The sequence below is a fragment of the Bacillus sp. S4 genome, assembly GCF_040838205.1.
GTDB lineage: Bacteria > Bacillota > Bacilli > Bacillales > Bacillaceae_G > Bacillus_A > Bacillus_A cereus_U.
Genome location: NZ_JBFPJI010000467.1, coordinates 1 through 1888 on the forward strand (window position 1 = coordinate 1; position 1888 = coordinate 1888).

The window sequence follows — 1888 nt, forward strand, 5'->3', positions numbered from 1 at the left end:
GAAGTAGCTTAATTCATTATAATTTTATACATCATGTCATAAAGTACACTTTATGACATAGCTGAAAAACTAGAATTTTCCGTTTCAAAAATACAACTTAATAACATTTGAAACACGTCAATATAATTGTATATATTTTGAAATATATATTTTTTAAAGGTAACCCAAACTCCTTATTTATAAGGAGTTTTCACGATATGTTTTTCTTATTCCCCCTTTTCGAGGGGATGGGCAAAAACACCCTTCATAGAAAAACATTTGTTTTTTGAGTATACTTTAACGATAGACAAGTACAAGTCTTTAAAACGCTTATGTGTTCCTTGAAAACAAGATATCATATGGAGTTCGATAGCCGAATTCACGCTATCGGTAAAATGATATGTGTCGTCAAGAACAAGACGCTAAAACATATGAACACGCAACGATCTGTACGGTATGGTTATAGTACCGTAGCTCACGAACCTATACGGTCTGTCGTGAGAGTGGTGATGGCACACCGCAATCTTGCACGTCAGCGATACCAGAAATGGACTTCGCCTTTGGTAGCAAGAATCCCACTGACATTAGTCAGCTTGCCCCTTTAGGGGTGGGAGTGTCAAATCTAAGAATGGTCTTTAATTCTTCATTAAGATTCATATAGGTCCGCCAGGATTTAAATACATTAGATTTGAAAGGCATAAGCAATTAAGCAAATAACCATGATAATTCCAACAATAGTAGTGAATAGTGCCAGGAAGTTAATAACAATATAGTATAAGAAGTAAGCACCAATCACGAATACTATTAAAAGTCCGATTATGAGAGATAATGTTCCAATTGTATGTAGAGAAATCACATTAAAAAATACTAAAGCTATGACGACTAAACCTATAATACCGAGGGTTCGCATGGTTATCGCTCCTTTCGAATTGTGTACATGTGTATCTGTGCACCTGTACACATGTACACAAAATTTACTTTAAAAAAATATAACGCTCTATCGCTACTACACTGATATAGAGGGGGTTATCACTCTATTTATTTTATGTAGGTATAACATGTGTAAATGTGTAAAAGACCACATGTACACATTTACACATGTTATTTTTATTTCTTTTGCTGTTTCTTAGCTTCTTTAAGAGCAGCTTTACGTTTGATGTTTTCAAGTTGTGCGTGGAATAGTCTAAGTTGTTCAGGAGACAATTTTTCCATATACAAGTTATGCATTTCACCAAGCAGTTCATAAGCATATTGATATTCTGAAATCTCAAGTAATGCATCAAACTCATGTTTAGTTTCTAAAGGCATTCGAATAGTACCACGCTTATCACCGTTAACTAGTGTTGCCTTTGCAGGTAAACTAGGATCATAAGGGGTAGAGGGAATGACATCGGCTTTATAGCCAACATCAATTTTCCCTCCATTATTTTTAGAACCAGGGTTTTCCCCGCCCTCCTTTTTTCCGAAAAATCCCATGTTATTACTCATTTCTTAATTCCTCCATTTTCTCAATTCGTTCTAAAAATTCATCTGCAAATGGTTCAAAAACTTCATTAAATAACTTCTTGTCCCAATATTGATCTTTATTTAAACCGATACGTGGAATGCTTTGGATTCTTTTAGCGTAAGGTATTAAATTTCTAAATAAATTATTTTCTCCAAAAATGTTTTTCGCATCTTGTAATACTGTTGCATCGATTTTACCAGTACTGTGTAATTGATTTGGTAATATGCCGATTACATCAAGAGGAGCATTAAATTCTGTTACTAATTTGCTTAAGAATCGTGAGATATAATCATTAGCGCCATCTAAACTATCACTTTGTGTTTGGAATGCAACAAGTACATAGTCACTTGCCATTGCAGAGCTTTTTGTATAATAAGATGCTGTAGGTGGACTGTCAATGAT

Annotated in this window: 3 protein-coding genes; all 3 read right to left on the reverse strand. The window is 34.3% G+C overall.

All coding sequences use genetic code 11. The features are described from left to right. Positions 1-661: 661 nt before the first annotated feature. Positions 662-889, reverse strand: a complete 228-nt coding sequence (locus tag AB3X48_RS21680; protein ID WP_012259991.1) for a hypothetical protein — start codon at positions 887-889, stop codon at positions 662-664. 197 nt (positions 890-1086) lie between these two features. Then, on the reverse strand, positions 1087-1467 hold the full coding sequence (locus AB3X48_RS21685; RefSeq protein ID WP_002144405.1) for a hypothetical protein: 381 nt from the start codon (positions 1465-1467) through the stop codon (positions 1087-1089). Continuing rightward, positions 1460-1888 (reverse strand): ParA family protein (locus tag AB3X48_RS21690; RefSeq protein WP_367959931.1); only part of this gene is annotated, 429 nt, incomplete at its 5' end. The genes AB3X48_RS21690 and AB3X48_RS21685, both read right to left, overlap by 8 nt.